This window comes from Streptomyces sp. NPDC058683 (assembly GCF_042716195.1).
Lineage (GTDB): Bacteria > Actinomycetota > Actinomycetes > Streptomycetales > Streptomycetaceae > Streptomyces.
In genome coordinates, this window is record NZ_JBHXSK010000126.1 from 1 (window position 1) to 2,498 (window position 2,498).

The following is a 2,498-nucleotide window of genomic DNA, read 5'->3' on the forward strand; positions in this document are numbered from 1 at the left end:
GGTGGGGTTCCGGGGGCGTGGGGGTCGTTGCGGCGGGTGGTGTGTTCGGGTGAGGCGTTGTCGGGGGTGTCGGCGGAGCGGTTCGCGCGGGTGTGCGGCGTGGAGTTGCACAACTTCTACGGACCGACAGAAGCGTCGGTGGAGTGCACGGCGGGAGTATGGACGGGCGGGTCGGGTGCCGTTCCGATCGGCACGCCGATCTGGAACATGCGGGTGTTCGTACTGGACGGGTTCCTGAGGCCCGTGCCGCCCGGTGCGGTGGGGGAGTTGTTCATCGCGGGTGTGGGGCTGGCGCGGGGGTATCGCGGTCGTGCGGGGCTGACGGCGGAGCGGTTCGTGGCGTGTCCGTTCGGGGCGCAGGGCGAGCGGATGTACCGGACGGGGGATCTGGTCCGCTGGACGGCCGACGGGCAGGTCGTCTTCGTCGGCCGCGCGGACGACCAGGTGAAGGTCCGCGGCTTCCGGATCGAACCGGGTGAGGTGGAGGCCGTCCTGACCGCCCATCCCGGTGTTGCCCAGGCGGTGGTGACCACTCGCGACGACCTGCCCGGCGGCGACCGCCTGATCGCCTACATCGTTCCCCGAGACGGAGACGGAGACGGAGACGGGGCCATCGCCATGGCCCGGACCGGGACGGCGACGGAGACCGGGACCGGGACCGGTGGAGACGATGCCCGCGAGGACGGGGAGCCGTTCGCGGACCTGCGCGCCTATGCCGCCGAGCGGTTGCCCGGTTACATGGTCCCCGCGGTGTTCGTGTCCTTGCCCGAGCTTCCGTTGACCGTCAACGGCAAACTCGACCGTGCTGCCCTTCCAGAGCCTCGACGCGCGGCCACGGGTGCCGGGCGTGAGCCGGCCACCCACGAGGAGCGCCTGCTGTGCGAGGCGTTCGCCGAGGTACTGGATCTGGAGCGGGTCGGGGCGGACGACGACTTCTTCGAACTCGGCGGACACTCGCTGCTGGCCACCCGTCTGGTGTCACAGATCCGGACTGCTCTCGGCGTCGAGGTGGGAGTGCGGACGCTCTACGAGGCCTCCAGTCCGGCAGCTCTGGCAGCACGGTTGGAAAGCGAGCGGAAACCTGCCCGGCCGCCATTGCGCCCCATGCGGAAAGAGAGGGAAGCCGAATGATTCCGCTGTCGTTCGCTCAGCGACGGTTGTGGTTCCTGGCGCAGTTGGAGGGGCCGAGTGCGACCTACAACCTGCCGGTGGTCGTGGGTCTGTCAGGGCAGATCGACACCGAGGCGCTGGGTACGGCACTGACGGACGTCATCGATCGGCACGAGGTGCTGCGCACCGTGTTCCCCGCCAGCGACGGGGAACCGTACCAGCGGGTACTGCCGCTGGGCGATGTGGGGGAGGTACTACGGACCGCCGCGGCCGCCACGGAGGAAGAGGCGGCGGAGCTGGTGGCGGCCGAGACCGGATACGGGTTTGATCTGGCGGCCGAGGTCCCGTTGCGGGCGCTGTTGATCGAGACGGGTCCGGACGAGCATGTGCTGGTGGTGGTGATGCACCACATCGCGGGGGACGGCTGGTCGATGGGGCCGCTGGCCCGCGATCTCTCCCGTGCGTATACGGCGCGGTGCGAGGGGCGTGCGCCGGACTGGGAGCCGTTGCCCGTGCAGTACGCCGACTACGCCCTTTGGCAGCGGGAACTGCTCGGTGACGAGGACGATCCAAAGAGCCTGCTGTCCCGCCAGGTGTCGTACTGGCGGCAGATGCTGGACGGGGCACCGCAGGAACTCGCGCTGCCCGTGGACCACCCGCGCCCGCCGATGCCCTCGCATCGCGGGCACACGGCGACGCTGGACATCCCGGCCGACGTCCACGAGAGGCTGACGGCGCTCTGCCGTACCACCGGCACCAGCATGTTCATGGTGGTTCAGGCCGCGTTGGCGGTGTTGTTGTCGCGGTTGGGTGCGGGGGAGGACATTCCGATCGGTACGGCGGTGGCGGGCCGGACGGACAAGGCGCTGGACGACCTGGTCGGGTTCTTCGTCAACACCCTCGTCCTGCGCACCGACCTGACCGGCAACCCTTCCTTCAGCGACCTGCTGGCCCGGGTGCGCGAAGACAGCCTGCAAGCACTGGACCACCAGGACGTGCCCTTCGAGCGGCTGGTCGAAATCCTCGCCCCGGACCGGTCCCTGGCGCGCCACCCGCTGTTCCAGGTGATGCTCACCGTGCAGAACAATGCCGCCGCCGGCCTGGAGCTGCCCGGCCTGAGCGTCAGAGCGCTGTCCGCCCGGCAGGAATCGGCGAAATTCGACCTTGAGGTCACTCTGGGTGAAGTCTTCCGGGACGGCCGTCCTGCTGGGTTGCGGGGAGTGGTGACGGCTTCGGTTGATGTGTTTGGTGTGGGGTGGGTGGAGGGGTTTGTGGGGCGGTTGGTGGGGGTGCTGGGTTTGGTGGGGGTGGATCCGGGGGTGCGGGTGGGTGGGGTTGATGTGTTGGTTGGGGGTGAGCGTGGGTTGTTGTTGGGTGAGTGGGGTGGT

Annotated in this window: 2 protein-coding genes; both read left to right on the top strand. The window is 69.3% G+C overall.

Annotated features, from left to right (window positions below):
* Positions 1 to 1,131 (top strand): AMP-binding protein (locus ACFWXC_RS52940; RefSeq protein WP_384491523.1); only part of this gene is annotated, 1,131 nt, incomplete at its 5' end.
* On the top strand, positions 1,128 to 2,498 hold a 1,371-nt coding region (locus tag ACFWXC_RS52945), incomplete at its 3' end, for a condensation domain-containing protein (RefSeq protein ID WP_384491525.1). The genes ACFWXC_RS52940 and ACFWXC_RS52945, both read left to right, overlap by 4 nt.